The sequence below is a fragment of the Arthrobacter sp. Y3223065 genome (assembly GCF_059090885.1).
In genome coordinates, this window is record NZ_JBNHGC010000002.1 from 548,032 (window position 1) to 563,401 (window position 15,370).

Genomic DNA, 15,370 nt, shown 5'->3' on the forward strand with positions numbered 1-15,370 from the left:
TGAGCATGAAGAACCACCCCGGGAACAACGCGCGCAACCATGGGAGCTACAAGAATCCGGCCGCACGGCGCAGCGTGCTCGCCGCCGGGGCGGCCGCCCTGGCCCTTGTGTTGGCTGCCTGCGGCGGGGGATCCGACCCCCTGCAGGACGCGACGTCGGCACCCGAAGGCAGCGCCGGCGGATCCCTGGTGGTCGGGGCCAGCGGAGGCACGGAGAGCCAGATCATTGCCGAAATCTACGCGGGCGCGCTGACCGCTGCCGGCTACGACGTCACCACGCAACCGGGTATCGGCTCGCGCGAGGTCTACGTGAGCGCCGTGGAGGAAGGGTCCGTGGATATCATCCCGGACTACAGCGGCAACCTCCTGCTCTTCCTGGACACCGAGGCGACGGCGGCCTCCGCCGAGGACGTCATGACGGCCCTGGAGGACGCCCTGCCCGAGGGACTCGGTGTCCTGGAGCCTGCGTCGGCGGAGAGCAAGGACGCGATGGTGGTGACCAAGGCGACGGCGGAGGAGTACCAGTTGACGTCGATCGAGGACATGGGCCCGGTGTGCGGCGAACTGGTGCTCGGAGCCAACCCCGAATTCGCCGAGCGCGAGTACGGGCTGCCGGGGCTGAAAGCCAACTACGGCTGCGTGCCCAAGTCCTTCGAACCGATCAACGACTACGGCGGACCGACCACGCTCAACGCCTTGATCACCGACAAGATCCAGGTGGCCGACATCTACACCACCACCCCGTCCATCGAGGACAACGACCTGGTGGTGCTGGAAGACCCGAAGAACAACTTCATTGCCCAGCAGGTGCTGCCGCTGATCCGCAGCGACGCCGTGGACGAGCAGGCCGCCCGGGTGCTCAACGAGGTTTCGGCAGCGTTGACCACCGAGGACCTGATCGATCTCAACCGCCAGGTCAGCGGGGACGAGAAGCGCAACCCGTCCGACGCCGCCGCGGACTGGCTGGCGGAAAAGGGCCTCGCCGGCTAGGGCCTTGGCTCCCGTTCACGCGCCGCCTCGGTCACCGGGGCGGCGCGTGCTGTGTGCGAAGATCTTTGGATGGCCCAGTTCAAGCAGTCCAACAAGCTCCACAACGTCCTCTACGACATCCGCGGTCCGCTCCTCGAGCATGCCCAGCGGATGGAGGCCGAGGGCCAGCGCATCCTCAAGTTGAACATCGGCAACCCGGCGCCGTTCGGATTCGAAGCCCCGGACGCCATCCTGGTGGACATGATCCGCAACCTGCCCACGGCGCAGGGCTACAGCGATTCGCGCGGCATTTTCTCCGCCAGGACCGCCGTGTCGCAGTACTACCAGACGCGCGGCATCCAAGAGATCGGCGTGGATGACGTGTACCTGGGCAACGGGGTCAGCGAACTGATCACCATGAGCCTGCAGGCGCTGCTGAACAACGGCGACGAAGTGCTCATCCCGGCGCCCGACTACCCGCTGTGGACCGCGTCGGTGTCGCTGGCCGGCGGCCACCCGGTGCACTACCTCTGCGTGGAGGAAGAGGGCTGGCTGCCCGACCTGGAAGACATCGAACGGAAGATCACGCCCAACACCAAGGGGATTGTGATCATCAACCCGAACAACCCCACCGGCGCCGTCTATCCGCGGCACATCCTCGAGGGCATGCTGGAACTGGCGCGCCGGCACGACCTGGTGGTGTTCTCGGACGAGATCTACGAGAAGATCCTGTACGAGGATGCGGAGCATGTGAACACGGCGCTGCTGGCCGACGACGTGCTGGTCATGACGTTCAGCGGGCTGTCCAAGGCCTACCGCGTGTGCGGTTTCCGCAGCGGCTGGATGGCCATCTCCGGGCCGAAGCATCTGGCCGCGGACTACATCGAAGGCATCAACCTGCTCACCAACATGCGGTTGTGCGCGAACGTGCCCGCCCAGCATGCAATCCAGACCGCCCTGGGCGGCCACCAGAGCATCAACGACCTCATCCTGCCCGGCGGCAGGCTGCTCGAGCAACGCAACAAAGCCTATGAGCTGTTGAACGCGATCCCCGGCGTCAGCACGCAGCAGGCCAAGGGCGCGCTCTACTTGTTCCCCAAGCTCGACCCGGAGGTCTACGGGATCAAGGACGACGAGCAGTTTGCGTTGGACCTGCTCAAGCAGCAGAAGATCCTGATCTCGCACGGCCGGGCGTTCAACTGGACGCAGCCGGACCATTTCCGACTGGTCACGCTGCCCAACGTGGACGTGCTGACCGAAGCAGTGGGGCGGATCGAGGAGTTCCTGGCCGGGTACCGGCAGTAACTGCCGCGTGTGCGTAGCCGGGCGGCCGGCGGCTCGGTAGGCTGTCGCCACCCCTAGCCCAGGCCATAGGGTGCGAGCAACCAGGAGGACCAGGTGGAAGAGACCGGATTGCCCGTGTTCACGCGGAGACCATCGGAGTTGCTGCGGGTCGGCCCGGGATTCGACCTGGCCGCTGTCGATACCGGCTCCACGCCCGGATTCCTCGGCGGCAGGACCGAGGGAAAACTCCTGCTCAGAGCCTCCGACCGCCGGCTGTCCGAACTGCAGGAACGCCTCTTCGCGCAGAGCCGCGGCGGGGCACCGGACGCGGTCCTGCTGGTGTTGCAGGGGATGGATACCTCCGGCAAGGGCGGGATCGTCCGGCACGTGGTCGGAGCCGCCGACCCGCAAGGCATTTCCCACCGGGCCTTCAAGGCACCGACGCCGGAGGAACTGGAGCACGATTTCCTCTGGCGGGTGGAGCGGGCCTTGCCCGGTCCCGGCATGATCGGGGTGTTTGACCGGTCGCACTACGAGGATGTGCTCATCCACCGCGTGCACCGGCTCTCGCCCCTGGCGGAGGTGGAAGCACGCTACGGGCAGATCAACGAGTTCGAGGCGATGGTGGCCGGCCGGGGCATCCGGATGATCAAGGTCATGCTGCACCTGGGCAAGCGCGAACAGGGCAAGCGGTTGCGCGCGCGGCTCGACCGGGCCGACAAGCACTGGAAGTACGATCCTGGCGACGTCGACGCGCGCCGGCGCTGGGACGAATACCAGCAGGCCTATCAGGTAATGCTGGAACGGACCGGCTCCGTCGACGCGCCGTGGTTTGTGGTGCCGGCCGACCACAAATGGTATGCGCGGATCGCCGTGCAGGAGCTTCTGCTGCAGGCCCTGGAAGACGTCGACCCGCAGTGGCCGCCGGCGGACTTCGATGTCGCCGCGGAAAAGGCCCGGCTGGCTGCCTCGTAGCGCCAGTCCGGGCCTGCCCGCCGGTCCGTCATGCCCGGGAGCCGACGGGCCGGGGCGGAGCCGACGGCCCCGGGGCAGACTAGAGGGGTGACACCGGGGACGCGGGAGTACCGGCACTGCGCGGGCTGGCCGGTGACGGCTCGGTGCCTGCCGCCTCGCGTGCGGCGTCGAGCCGCTGCCGTGCGCCTTCCAGCCATGCTTCGCAGCGGGCCGCCAGCGCCTCGCCGCGCTCCCACAGCGCCAGGGACTGTTCAAGGCTGGCGCCGCCGGCTTCCAACTGACTGACAACGGCTACCAATTCCTCGCGTGCCTGTTCATAGGAGAGGGACGCGACGTCGGCGGGCGCTGCGGGCTGCTCTGTCATGGGGGGTTCTCGCTTTCGGTGCCGGTGCTGTGTGGTGTCTGATGTTTCCGGGAACGGCGTCAGGGAAGGGCTTCGGCGGCGACTTCGCCAACCGCAACCCGGAGACGCAACCTTGTTCCTGCCGGTGCGTCCGCCGCGTCACGCAAAACATGGCCGTCCGGCAGTTGGGCCACAGCGTAGCCGCGGTCCAGGGTGTTCTGGGGGGAGAGCGCCCGCACCTGCGCCTTCAGGTGGGCGACCCGGTCGGCGTCACGGTGAACGGCCGCGGAGACGGCCTGATAGGCCCGCGAGGTGAGCCGGTGGAGATCTTCCGCCCGGACGTCCACCATGCCCGTGGGGTTGGCCATGACCGGACGGCTGCGCAGCGCGGCCAGGCGCTCGGTTTCGCGGTGGACCAGCTGCTCCACCCGCCGGGCAAGCAGGGCACGGGCCTGTCCGATGCGGTGCAGTTCCTCGCCGACGTCCGGGACGATGCGCTTGGCGGCGTCGGTCGGTGTGGAGGCACGCAGGTCCGCGACGTCGTCGAGCAAGGGGCGGTCCGCTTCGTGCCCGATCGCGCTGACAACCGGCGTGGCAGCGGCAGCCACCGCCCGGACCAAGTCCTCATTGCTGAAGGGCAGCAGATCCTCCAGTGATCCGCCGCCGCGGGCGATGACGATGACGTCCACGTCCCGGTGGGCGTCGAGCTCGGCGAGTGCCTGCATCACCTGGGATACGGCGTTCACGCCCTGGACGGCAACTTCCCGGACTTCGAATTCGACGGCCGGCCAGCGCAGCGAGGCATTCCGGATGACGTCCTTCATGGCGTCGGAATCGCGTCCCGTGATGAGGCCGATGCGGTGCGGCAGCAGGGGCAGCCGCTGCTTGCGGGACGGATCGAAGAGGCCTTCGGCGGCCAGCGCCCGGCGCAGCCGCTCCAGCCTCACCAGCAAGTCGCCGAGCCCCACCGGCCGGATGTCCCGGGTCTGCATGGTCAGCCGCCCGGTCTTGACGTACAGGTCCGGCTTGATCTGTGCCACCACGCGGGAACCAGGTTCCAGCGGCATGTCCAGGCGCGCCATCACGCTGCCCCAAACCACCAGGCTGAAGGAGGCCTCGGCATCGGTGTCCCGGAGCGTCAGGTAGGTGGTGGCGTTCCGGCGGTTGAGCTCAATCACCTGGCCTTCGACCCAGGTGGGCGGCACGCGGTCGATGTGCATCTTGAGCTTTTGGGACAGCAGCCGCAGCGGCCACGGGTTGTCGGCCGTCGTCTGGTTGGCAGTCGGGGGCAGGGTCGATTGTCCGGTGCCGGCGCCTTGGACCCCGCTTGACTCCATGAATTGCCCCTTCCGGAGGTGTGATTCCGACGGCTGCCGGAGACTCTCCATTCTTACCAGTTATCCCCGTCAATCCGATTCTCTGTTGTACTGGGTAGGGGTGGGCGGCGCTCCTTGGGTGCCGCCGGACCGCCAGAGGGCAGCGAAGAAACGGAGGCGACGGTGCGGGCTTTGTTGGCTTTTGTCAGTGGGCTGCTGGCCGTGCTCCTCGCCGGCGCCGCGCTGTGCGGAGCCTGGGCCAACCAACGGGTGCTCGACCGTGAAGGGTTCGTGTCGCTGGCCGCCCCGCTGGGCGACGACGCCGGGTTCCGGTCGGCGCTGGCCGCCACCATAACGGAAGAAGTTGCAGGCAGTCCCGAGTTGCCCGCCGGTCTGCAGGAACTCGTGCGGCCCATCGTGAAGCGAACCGCTGGAGCGATTACCGAACTGGCCGGATTTCCGCGGGCTTTGAATGAGACCCTGGCCCTGTCGCACGCACATACGTTCTCCGGGACAGCCGGGGGAGAGGCAGCGGTCACGCTGGATATCGCTCCCGTGGTGGCGCTGGCGGTTTCGCGGGTAGCGGACGCGCTGGGCACTAATATCCGGAGCCCCGAACAGGTGTTGTTGCCGCTGGGCTCTGCCGAGGCGGCCGGGATCCTGTCCTCGGTGCAGGAGCTGCCGTCGCAGTGGTGGGTCGCGGCGGTGGCGGCGGCCGCGGCGCTGGTGCTGATGCTGCTGGCCGCCCGGCGTTCGGCCACGGCACTGGCCTGGGCCGGTATTGGCGCGGCATTGCTGGGCGCGGTCCTCTGGCTGGGGGCCGGGCTTGCACCGCCCCTGGCGGAGAATGCGGCAGGCGAAAGTGCATTGGCCCAGGTGTTCCTGGGGGGGCTGGTCGAGTTGGCCGTCGCCGACTTCCGGCCCTGGGCCGCCGTCTTTGCCGGCGCCGGGTTGGTGATCGCGGTGGCTGGTTTCACTCTGCGTGCGGTGCTGGGCGGGGCCCGGCGGACCGGCCCCACGGGCTAGCATAGAGGCATGGCCAGTACTGCTGTTTCCCTTTCCATGCCGACCATTCCCCGCAAGCGCCGCACCCCGGATGAGGTCTGGGCTGCCGCACCTGTGGACGGTGACAAGAAGGTGCTGCTGGCGGCTCCGCGTGGATACTGCGCCGGCGTTGACCGCGCCGTGATCGCCGTGGAAAAGGCGCTGGAACACTATGGTCCACCCGTCTACGTGCGTAAGCAGATCGTCCACAATGTGCACGTGGTGTCCACCCTGGAGGAAAAGGGCGCCATTTTCGTTGAAGAGACGGACGAGGTGCCGGAAGGCTCGCTGGTCGTTTTCTCCGCGCACGGGGTTTCGCCCGCCGTGGTGCAGTCCGCCGAGGACCGCCAGCTGCGGACCATCGACGCGACCTGCCCGTTGGTGACCAAGGTGCACCGCGAAGCCGTCCGGTTCGCCCGCGATGGCAACGAGATTCTCCTGATCGGTCACGAGGGACACGAAGAAGTCGAAGGGACCTACGGGGAAGCGCCGGACCACACCACGATCGTCAACAACCCGGACGAGGCGCGGACAGTGGAAGTGCGGGATCCGGAGAGGTTGATCTGGCTGTCGCAGACGACGCTCTCGGTCGACGAGACGATGGAAATCGTGTCCATCCTGCGCGACCGCTTCCCGGCTCTGCAGGATCCGCCGAGCGACGATATCTGCTATGCCACCTCCAACCGCCAGGCCGCGATCAAGAAGATAGCGCCCTTGGCGGACTTGGTCATTGTGGTTGGTTCCGAAAACTCATCCAACTCCGTCCGGTTGGTAGAGGTCGCCCTCGAGTACGGCGCCAAGGCGGCATACCGCGTGGACTTTGCCAACGAGGTTGACGAGTCCTGGTTCGAGGGCGTCGCCACCGTCGGCGTGACCTCCGGAGCCTCCGTGCCGGAGGTCCTCGTGCGCGAGGTGCTGCGCCTGTTGGGCGACTATGGCTACGGCGACGTGGAGGAAGTGGTCACTGCCGAAGAGGACATCCTTTTCTCGCTGCCGAAGGAACTGCGCGCCACGCTCAAGGAACGCGGCGACGAATCGCGTGGCCTCGGCGGCCGCGGCACCCGCCCCGCACGCTAACCCTGCATCCGCTGTGCAGGGTGGCCCCGCGGCGGTGCCACCCTGCACGGCGGTACCGATTGCCCTGCTACGCGGCCGGGTCCCGGCCTTCAATCAGTTCGGGGGCCGAGAGCAGCCGGGGCGTGTTCTCCAAGGCCGCCGGGGCCGCGGGTTCCTCCAAGGAAGTGCCGTCGAAGGCGTAGATCTTCCGTGCGGTCGGCAACACCCTGGACTCCAGCGTCCCCACAAACGAGTTGTACCGCTCCACCGAGCTCTTCAGGGACGAGCCCAGCCGGGTGACATGATCGCCCAGCGTTCCGAGCCGCTCGTAGAGCTGCCGCGAAAGGTCGAAAATCTCGCGTGCGTTGTCCTTCAGCACTTCCTGCCGCCACGTAAAGGCCACCGACTTCAGCGTGGCCAGCAGCGAGACGGGGGAGACCAGCGCAACGCTGCGGGCAAAGGCATGGTCGAGCAGGCCGGGATCGGCATGCAGGGCGGCGGACAGCACCGCTTCCGAGGGCAGGAAACAGAGCACCAACTCCGGGGAAGCCTGCAGGCTTTCCCAATACTTCCGCGCCGCCAGGGCATCCACGTGCGCGCGCACCGCCTTGGCATGCGCGTTCAGCAGATCCACTCGTTGCTGCTGTTCCGCGGCCGATGCGGCCGCCGGGATTTCCTGGGCCTGCAGGTAGGCGCGCAGCGGGACCTTGGCATCCGCGACGATGGACTTTCCGCCCGGCAGCCGGATGATCATGTCCGGGCGGCCGGTCCGGTCCGCGCCGGCCAGATGCACCTGCTCGTCGAAATCCACACGGGCGAGCATGCCGGCCGCTTCCACCACGCGGCGCAGCTGCACCTCGCCCCACTGGCCGCGGGCGGAATTGGACTGCAGCGCGGAGGCGAGCGTCTGCGTGGAACGCATCAGCGCCTCGTCGCTGCGCTGGGCTGCACGCAATTGCTCGGCCAACTGGCCGAACTGCTCCACCCGGTCCCGTTCCAGCAGGCTGACCTGCTGCTGGACGAGCTTGAGCTTCTCACCGACCGGGATCAGGGCGCGCAGCACGGTGTTCTCTTGTTCGTCCTGGGCGTAGAGCTGCGCGTTCTGCTCGGCGAGCATCCGGCGCTCCGCCTCCACCCCGGCGAGGCGGGCCGAGAGCTCTGCCAGCCGGTCGCCGTCGTCCTTGGCTGCGTCCTGCAGATCTGCCAGCCGGCGGCGGAAGAGGACGGCCACGGCCGCGGCGCCGGCGGCGGCGCCCACGAACAGGGCCAGAAGTGCAAGAAGTACATGCGATGCATCCATACCTTCACCATGCCAGCCGCCTCGGACAAAATACGGCACGCGGGTCGACGTGTCCGGGCCACGGTATCCTTGACTACCGTGGCTCTAACTATTGGCATCGTCGGACTGCCCAACGTCGGCAAATCAACCCTCTTCAACGCATTGACCCGCAACAACGTGCTCGCGGCAAACTACCCGTTCGCCACCATCGAGCCGAACGTCGGTGTGGTCTCGCTGCCGGACCCGCGGCTGGAGAAGCTGGCGGAGATCTTCGGATCGCAGCGGATCCTGCCCGCGACCGTGTCCTTCGTGGACATTGCGGGCATCGTCAAGGGGGCTTCCGAAGGTGAGGGACTGGGCAACCAGTTCCTGGCGAACATCCGCGAAGCGCAGGCGATCGCTCAGGTCATCCGTGTTTTCGACGACCCCGACGTGGTCCACGTGGATGGCAAGGTCGACCCGCGCTCGGACATGGAAACCATCAACACCGAGCTGATCCTGGCCGACCTGCAGACCTTGGAGAAGGCCCTCCCGCGGGTGGAGAAGGAAGTCAAGATCAAGAAGCGCGACGCTGCGGAGCTGGCTGCCCTGCAGGCAGCGCAGAAAGTCCTGGAACGCGGCGACACCGTCTTCTCCTCGGTCGAGAGCGACAAGCTGGACATGGAGAACCTCCGGGAACTGAGCCTGCTGACCGCCAAACCGTTCATCTATGTGTTCAACGTGGACGACGCCGTGCTCGGCAGTCCCGAGCGGCAGGCCGAGCTGCGCGGGCTGGTGGCACCCGCCGACTGCGTGTTCCTGGATGCCAAGCTGGAGGCGGACCTCGTGGAGCTGGACGAGGAAGAGGCCCGCGAGATGCTCGAGATGAACGGCCAGGACGAGTCCGGGCTGGACCAGTTGGCGCGGGTGGGCTTCCACACTCTTGGCCTGCAGACCTATCTGACGGCCGGGCCGAAGGAAGCGCGCGCCTGGACCATCAATCGCGGCGACACCGCTCCGCAGGCTGCCGGCGTGATCCACTCGGACTTCCAGCGCGGTTTCATCAAGGCCGAGGTGGTGTCGTTCGCCGACCTGGTGGAGGCCGGGTCCATGGCCGAGGCCAAGGCCCGCGGCAAGGTGCGGATCGAGGGCAAGGACTACGTGATGGTCGACGGCGACGTGGTGGAATTCCGTTTCAATGTTTAGGTGCCCTTTGGTTTAGAAAGCGATTCCAGACCGGAAACAGTGAACCGGCCTGACTTCTTCGACACGTTTGTCGACCCATAGGTTACACGGGGGCGACGCACTGCTTCCTAGGCGGGAGCCGCAGTACTAAGCTCGCCTTTCGCCCAAGCGAGCGCGAGCGCGGCGATGCTGATGCCGTCACGGACCTGGTCGTTGGCTATCTCCTGGCCGATTTGATCCAGTTCGATCCACCGCAGTGTCGAGTACTCTGCGGCGGCCCGCTCGGCATGAGGATCGACACGAACGAGAACGACGTTCACCGCGTCACCGCTCAGGCCGCTCTCCGCCCAGATCTGGCCGAGCAGACGGGACTCGATCGCCACCAGACCGGTCTCTTCGAGAAGTTCCCGTTCAGCTGTCGCCTCCGGGGATCCGTCCACTTTGTCGGCCTGACCGCGTGGCAGTTCCCACAGAGACCGCGCAATTGCTGGCCGTTCCACATCGATGAATAGAACCCGCGCTCCGTCAACTACAACTGCAACTGCCCCGTCGCCCTCGGAATTCGACAGGATTCGGTGACGGGTCCAGCCCTCTTCTTCGCGCGCCTGCACGAAGAGCCGCGTCCCCGGCGTGGTCCAGACGTTGCGCCAGCGGGGGGTCGCTCTCATGCCTGGAACCGAAGGGTGGATTGCAGTTGTGATCCGGACATGCGGCGGAGGGTACCAAGATCTGACCAAGGCGCGGCGAGGAGTGCAGCGGCAACGAACGCGATGACCCCCCAGACTGGATCGGACAGGGCGAGGAGCCCGTAGTCGTAAAGCACAACCGAGAGCCCACCGATGGTGACGACGGTGCAGCGCAGCATCGTTGACCGCATCCGCCGGGATCGTGACGTCGTGTCACCGGCGATCTCGTCGATGGCGATCACGAGATCGACGAGTGACCGCCGACCCGGTTTACGCAACAACTCGCTCGAGCCCACGGCCTCGAAGGCCTGGAGCCGTGAGTACTCGGAGGGAGTGAAGGCTGCCAGACGGCTGACAACGTCGCCACCGATAGGCAGAGTGTTCGCGGCTGGGGCCGCTGCCCGCGACCTGCGTCGAAGGCGGGCGCGCATCCGGGCCCGCAGATTTTCCTTGGGTCGGCGAAGTCCCCAGGCGAGCTCGGCAGCCGCAGCGCCGTCGCCATGGATGCCCGAGGGCGACGGCAGCGCGTTGTAGATGGTGAGCAGCCTTAGCTTGTCCCGATCGCAGATGGCCCGGTTGTAGGCGAGCGTCCACCAGCCGAGCGCTGAGCTGCGGTGGCCAGCTAACTCGGGATCCCGCAGCGGCTCCGGCAATTGCAGCGGCTTCAGCAACTCCACCCGCTCGCCGTCAAGCCACCGAGTCACAAGGGATCGGGTCGTCACGTGAGCCCGCTGGCAGGGTTCGGACTCGCCCGAATGTACAACTCCGCAGGGAGCGGCCTTGCGCCGGTCAGCATCGTTCGCGTACTCCAAACCCATCAGCGCGGCGACGAGCTCATTCACCTCCGGGAGGTCACCGGAATTCGGGGGAAGCTCGGAATCGAGCTCGGGACCAAGCGGGTTCGGCCCCAAGCCGGCGCTGCTGCGAACCTGGACGCGTCCATCCCGCATCGCCTCAACCCACGCCCGCCGACCGTTCTCACGCACTGCTTTCGCCACTTCAATGTCCCGCGCGGCCCAGAGGGCCTGTGGCACAACGACCGGGTCCGAATCGTACCAAGCATCCGCGACCATACCGCCGGAGGAAGAATGCGACGGACGCTGGCTCACGTCCAAAGCATGTTCGTACGCTCCGCCGGTCAGAGCTATGAGCGGCGTCGATACCCGGTGCGGGTCGTCACGGATCGCCGCATGATTCGCCTCGATTGCCGTGGCTAGTGCATCGTCAACACCCCAGCTCCTCCTTCCGTCAGCGAGCAGCCATGGGCCCGGCGCCGGCGTCGCGGTGGGCGTCGACGGCAGCAGCTGCACTTCGATCGGCAGGGGCGCTCCCGGCTCCAGTCCGAGGTGCCAGGCGAGCCGGTCTGGAGACATCGCGACGAAAAAGGTTCCTTCAAGGAGCTGGTTGCGATCGACGACGACGGTGCCGCCGAACAGCAGCGCGGTTCGCAGCACCCCGACAAGCACCCGCTTCGCCTCGGTCGGCCCGACCTGCAGCCACAGTTTTGTCTGCTCGACCGGGTCGAGGTTGAAGACGCTGATCCGGGTAGACACGCCAGTCTGCTCCGCCTGCTCCGTCAAATTCAACACTGGTCCTCTCTCACGTCAGGGGCAATCCCTGCGGCTGCGTGAATAATACCGCTGACGGGCACGCAACCGGGAAGGCTGGTGACACGGTGACTGCCGAGTCCTGTGGACGTTGATCGACGACGTCTTGTGATCGAATTTAGATTGAATGTCTAGAGCGGTGCGTTGGGCGGTCAGTTCCTGCGTCTTGGTGGAAACTCGGGCATGAGACTTCGATATAGTCGGCGAGCTACCATTGCGTCTGGTCAGGTCTCACCCGGCCGGGAGCCCCGTGCAAGGGACCAGCGGATGACTCTTCCCGGAGCCACCGAGAGAATACGTGCACTTCTTTCGGGCGACACACCGGCCGCTCCCGAATATTTCGGATGCTCGGGGATCGGCGGGTCAATGACCACGCGGACGTTCCTCGCCAATGTTGGGCCCGCGTTACCGGTGACCAGTTGAAGCATCGTACCTTGTTGCCTAACCGGCTGAATGTCCGCCCACACATAGGGCTGGGCGGCCTGGATCATCAAATCTCGTTGGATTTCAGTCTGAGCCCTCGATTCTTTTACGGCATTGTTCGAAGATCGAGCGCGAAGTCATCGACTGTGCAAAGCCCACGACCAAACCTGGATACCGGAAGGGGGTGTCGGGTCTGACGCCGGTGAAGACAGTTCCCAGGCGTACCTCTTGTTCGGCGAGAGGTTATTTGGCTGCGGAACGTGGTTGAGTTCCGCTTCAACGTATAGTTCCTGACCCCGGGGACCTATTGCGATGGCCGCTAAGAGCACATGTTCTTGGCGGCTATGCGCTTTTACGGCCACCCGTTGACAAGTCGAAATGATGTCGCCGCATATTGCTTCATAACGAATTAGAACAGCGGCCAGGGCACCGCAGACATCTCACCGCTCGGAGCCGGAAACCGCCCTAACAAGCGCAACCGGGCGCAGCGCGTGGCAAGCGATGCGATTTCTTCGGCGCTGAGCAGCTCCGCCAGGTTTCGGCCCAGCCCGCCGTGCAGTTCCTCGCCGACACGATCTATGCCGTCGCGCTCCTCGGCGGTTAGAGCGTCTCCCAGCCATCCCCACAGCACCGTGCGCAGCTTGTGGTCACAGTGAAAGGTGAGCCCATGGTCCACGCCGTGCCGGTGTCCGTCCGTCATGGCAAGAATGTGGTCGCCTTTGCGGTCGGCGTTGTTGACGATGATGTCGAACACCGCCATGCGTCTGAGCGCCGGCGAGTCTTCGTGAACGAGGGCGACCATCTGTCCGTTCGCATCTCGACCCTCGAGAACGTGTTTCCAGCCCGTCTCCGGCACCTGCTCCGCCGCGACTAGGTTCACGGCGCTTTGGGCGGGGTCTTGCTCTTGCCAGAGCTGCACCATTCCTTCGCCCATCGGACCATCGCGCAGCCAGGTGTGCGGCACGACGTCCCAGCCGAAGGCCTGCGAGACCAGGTAGGCGGCCACCTCCCGGTGAGCCAGGGTGCCGTGGGGAAAATCCCAGAGCGGGCTTTCGCCTGCTATCGGCTTATAGACGACCACCACGTCGCCGATGCTGCCCAGAAATGTCGCGTTTGAAGCCGTCGTGATGCGGCCGGTGAGCGTCAGCTCGGCGGTTACCAGGTCCGGAGCTCGCATCAGGCCTCGGGAAGGGTACATATGTGCCCGTCGGCGTCTATGGGGTAACCGCAGAGCGGGCACGTCGGACGTCCGGCGCCCACGATCTCACGGGTGCGCTTAGCGAATGCGCGGGCGGTGCCGACCGGCATTCGCACCAGCAGCATTTCGGCCGCGTAAGCGTCGCCCTCATCAAGCGATTCGTCGTCGTCAGCATCGACGTCGGTGATGGGGTAGGCCTCAACTACGACCTGGGCCGTCGTCGGGTCCCAACCTAAGCTCATGGAGCCGGTGCGAAACTGCTCCTGAACGGCCTCGAGTTGGTCATTGTCGACAAGTTCAATGGGAGTACTCGTGGGAACGCTGAAGGGGTTCCCCTCGACAGTGATGAGCTGGTCGAGAATTTCGTCGATCTTCTCCGCTAGCAGAGCCGACTGCTGCTTCTCCAGGGCAATACTCACGATCTGCGTCCCCGAACGCACCTGCAGATAGAACGTACGCGCCCCCGGAAGGCCAATGGTGCCAACGACGACCCGATCGGGCCAGGCGAACTCGTGAACACGTGTAGGCATGTCAGTATTTTAGGCACACGAGGTTCATGGCGCCTTTAGCCCTGCACCGCCGCCCACCGGGGTATCGCCAGACTGGATGCCGTTCGACAGCCACGACAGATCACCGGCGTCGGTGTTGGTCGCGTAGACGCTTGGTCGACTAACGCCGTAGCGAACGATCGATACGGACGCTGGGCCCACGTTAAGACGCTGGAACAGGTCAAGGTGCATGCCGAGCGCGTCAGCGAGGATTGACTTGATGATGTCGCCATGACTGACCGCAACCCACACGGCCTCTGGCCCGTAATCGGCTTCGAAGGCTGCATCGTGACGTCGAATTGCTGCCACCGACCGGGCCTGCATCGCGGCCATGGATTCACCGCCGGGAAAAACGACGGCGGACGGTTGCGACTGCACAACCGGCCACAAATCCTCGGTCGCGAGGTCACTGAGCGTGCGGCCCTGCCACTGGCCGTAATCGCACTCGGTGAGAGCCGGATCGACCGGCGCGTACGTCGTGCCAGGCTGGCGATCGAGGATGAACTGGGCGGTCTGCCGACAACGCTCCAGAGGGCTCGACACCACCCCGACTACGGGCACGGCCGCGAGCCGGTCTCCGGTCAGGGCCGCCTGGTCACGCCCGACCTGGTCCAGGCAGACGCCGTCGGCCCGACCGGCCAGCAGCCCAGTGGCATTGGCTGTGGTGCGGCCATGCCGCACGAGAATAACTGTCGCCATCCACCCAGCCTAACCACCCGCTCAATGGCGGTGTGAACCGCACCGGGTCGCGTGTTGAACAGGCAAATAAAGCATTCATGGATGGACAGACCAACGTGAGGTCTGCGTCCACGCCGAACTGTGGACATAGTTTGACTGGGTGTGTACCTATCGAAGGGCCGAGCACCAGACGGCGTGCTTGCCGAATCTGTCGGTGAGTTCTAACCGGCATCGGTGCGTTCTTCTAGACGAGACTTGGGGATACGACTCCGCAAATTATTTATTCAACCTCAGATAGCCCTGAGCACTTGCAGGAGACGCTTGATCATGGTGGGCAAGGCCTCACGAATGACCCAACAGAGCTGTACAGCCTCGTAATGACGGGACTGAGCCTGCGCGCTTAGCTTTTGCTAGCTTGGATTTTCACGGGCGGCGACGCTAGAAGGGTGTCTTCAAGCAGGGAAAGGATGCTCTGTGCTGCAAAGTAGTGGTTGTACAGCCGTGATCCGTCATGAGGTTATTCGGCTACGGAACGTGGTGGAATTTAGATTCAATGTTTAGTTCCTGATCTCGCTGAGACCGTTTGCGATGGCCGCTAGGATCCCGTGTTCTTAGCCGCCATTCGCTTTTGCGGTCACCCCGACTAGTCAAGATGATGCCGCCAACATTTTGCAGCAAAAGAATGACTGGCCAATCTTCGAGTGCCCGGACCATGTACCGGACGGCTGAAATCGGACATCGAAAAGATCGTCGGGGCGAGCGGAGACGATCTACAGTTCCTACACCAACCTGCAGAGCCGT

The 15,370-nt window shown here is 65.4% G+C and carries 14 protein-coding genes and 1 pseudogene; 6 read left to right on the forward strand and 9 right to left on the reverse strand.

Going from position 1 to position 15,370, the window contains the following annotated elements:
* The first annotated feature begins 5 nt into the window (after positions 1-5).
* The 3 genes from AC5RUK_RS07570 to AC5RUK_RS07580 all read left to right on the forward strand — a co-directional run bounded on the left by AC5RUK_RS07570 (position 6) and on the right by AC5RUK_RS07580 (position 3,227).
* On the forward strand, positions 6-989 hold the full coding sequence (locus tag AC5RUK_RS07570; RefSeq protein WP_494151789.1) for an ABC transporter substrate-binding protein: 984 nt from the start codon (positions 6-8) through the stop codon (positions 987-989).
* A 69-nt stretch (positions 990-1,058) separates the two neighbouring features.
* Positions 1,059-2,273, forward strand: a complete 1,215-nt coding sequence (locus AC5RUK_RS07575) for a pyridoxal phosphate-dependent aminotransferase (RefSeq protein WP_493988998.1) — start codon at positions 1,059-1,061, stop codon at positions 2,271-2,273.
* Positions 2,274-2,366: 93 nt separating this feature from the next.
* A complete protein-coding gene (locus AC5RUK_RS07580) occupies positions 2,367-3,227 on the forward strand; it encodes a PPK2 family polyphosphate kinase (RefSeq protein ID WP_494151790.1) in 861 nt (286 codons plus the stop codon).
* 79 nt (positions 3,228-3,306) lie between these two features.
* Here the strand turns inward: AC5RUK_RS07580 and AC5RUK_RS07585 are convergent, their stop codons facing one another.
* Entirely contained in the window at positions 3,307-3,591 is a 285-nt protein-coding gene (locus tag AC5RUK_RS07585) for an exodeoxyribonuclease VII small subunit (RefSeq protein ID WP_494151791.1), read from the reverse strand.
* Positions 3,592-3,650: 59 nt separating this feature from the next.
* A complete protein-coding gene (gene xseA, locus AC5RUK_RS07590; RefSeq protein WP_494151792.1) occupies positions 3,651-4,907 on the reverse strand; it encodes an exodeoxyribonuclease VII large subunit in 1,257 nt (418 codons plus the stop codon).
* Positions 4,908-5,081: 174 nt separating this feature from the next.
* Between xseA and AC5RUK_RS07595 the strand changes: the two genes are divergently transcribed.
* Positions 5,082-5,912 (forward strand): hypothetical protein, encoded by an 831-nt coding sequence (locus AC5RUK_RS07595; protein WP_494151793.1) that lies wholly within the window; start codon positions 5,082-5,084, stop codon positions 5,910-5,912.
* Positions 5,913-5,921: 9 nt separating this feature from the next.
* Positions 5,922-7,007: a 4-hydroxy-3-methylbut-2-enyl diphosphate reductase gene (locus AC5RUK_RS07600; RefSeq protein ID WP_494151794.1), complete on the forward strand. Its 1,086-nt coding sequence runs from the start codon at positions 5,922-5,924 to the stop codon at positions 7,005-7,007.
* A 67-nt stretch (positions 7,008-7,074) separates the two neighbouring features.
* On the opposite strand, the gene AC5RUK_RS07605 is transcribed toward AC5RUK_RS07600, so the two are convergent.
* On the reverse strand, positions 7,075-8,286 hold the full coding sequence (locus AC5RUK_RS07605) for a DNA recombination protein RmuC (RefSeq protein ID WP_494121854.1): 1,212 nt from the start codon (positions 8,284-8,286) through the stop codon (positions 7,075-7,077).
* A 78-nt stretch (positions 8,287-8,364) separates the two neighbouring features.
* Here AC5RUK_RS07605 and ychF point away from each other — a divergent pair, with 78 nt between their 5' ends.
* The gene (gene ychF / locus AC5RUK_RS07610; RefSeq protein ID WP_494151795.1) at positions 8,365-9,450 is read left to right on the forward strand and encodes a redox-regulated ATPase YchF; all 1,086 of its coding nucleotides are present in this window, start codon (positions 8,365-8,367) and stop codon (positions 9,448-9,450) included.
* A 107-nt stretch (positions 9,451-9,557) separates the two neighbouring features.
* Here ychF and AC5RUK_RS07615 read toward each other — a convergent pair whose 3' ends face one another.
* The 6 genes and pseudogenes from AC5RUK_RS07615 to AC5RUK_RS07640 all read right to left on the reverse strand — a co-directional run bounded on the left by AC5RUK_RS07615 (position 9,558) and on the right by AC5RUK_RS07640 (position 14,590).
* The gene (locus tag AC5RUK_RS07615; protein ID WP_494151796.1) at positions 9,558-10,097 is read right to left on the reverse strand and encodes an NUDIX hydrolase; all 540 of its coding nucleotides are present in this window, start codon (positions 10,095-10,097) and stop codon (positions 9,558-9,560) included.
* Entirely contained in the window at positions 10,094-11,701 is a 1,608-nt protein-coding gene (locus AC5RUK_RS07620; RefSeq protein ID WP_494151797.1) for a hypothetical protein, read from the reverse strand. The genes AC5RUK_RS07615 and AC5RUK_RS07620 overlap by 4 nt, the downstream gene beginning before the upstream one ends.
* Positions 11,702-11,946: 245 nt before the next feature.
* Positions 11,947-12,234, reverse strand: a pseudogene (locus tag AC5RUK_RS07625) (DUF8453 domain-containing protein); the annotation flags it as partial.
* Between the two features lie 320 nt (positions 12,235-12,554).
* Entirely contained in the window at positions 12,555-13,322 is a 768-nt protein-coding gene (locus AC5RUK_RS07630; RefSeq protein ID WP_494151798.1) for an SCO1664 family protein, read from the reverse strand.
* The gene (locus AC5RUK_RS07635) at positions 13,322-13,873 is read right to left on the reverse strand and encodes a DUF3090 domain-containing protein (protein ID WP_494151799.1); all 552 of its coding nucleotides are present in this window, start codon (positions 13,871-13,873) and stop codon (positions 13,322-13,324) included. Before AC5RUK_RS07635 ends, AC5RUK_RS07630 begins: the two co-directional genes overlap by 1 nt.
* A gap of 24 nt (positions 13,874-13,897) precedes the next feature.
* Positions 13,898-14,590, reverse strand: coding sequence for an MSMEG_4193 family putative phosphomutase (locus AC5RUK_RS07640; protein WP_494151800.1), 693 nt, complete (start codon positions 14,588-14,590; stop codon positions 13,898-13,900).
* Positions 14,591-15,370: the final 780 nt, after the last annotated feature.